The 274-nt window shown below is 59.9% G+C and carries 1 protein-coding gene; it reads left to right on the forward strand.

Annotation, left to right across the window (positions count from 1 at the left end):
- On the forward strand, positions 1-274 hold a 274-nt coding region (locus RTW80_RS29235; protein ID WP_312721624.1), incomplete at both ends, for an MFS transporter.

The following is a 274-nucleotide window of genomic DNA, read 5'->3' on the forward strand; positions in this document are numbered from 1 at the left end:
TCGCAATGTGGTGCCCCACCTGGTACGCGGCCATCAGCATCTCTTATCTTCTGGTGCTCTTCTTTTACGCCGTGCTGCCGGAAAGCCACAGCGACTGGCTCTGGCGTCTGATCCTTGGCTTTGGCGCGGTGCCCGCGCTGGTGATTATCGCCATCCGCAGCCGCTATATGAGCGAATCCCCGGTCTGGGCGGCGAATCAGGGCAATCTGAAGGAGGCGGCGTCCATCCTGCGGCAGTCTTACAATATTAATGCCCACGTACCGCAGGATGCGCT

Origin of the sequence: Escherichia sp. AM3, assembly GCF_032029835.1 — a bacterium.
GTDB classification, from domain to species: domain Bacteria; phylum Pseudomonadota; class Gammaproteobacteria; order Enterobacterales; family Enterobacteriaceae; genus Escherichia; species Escherichia coli.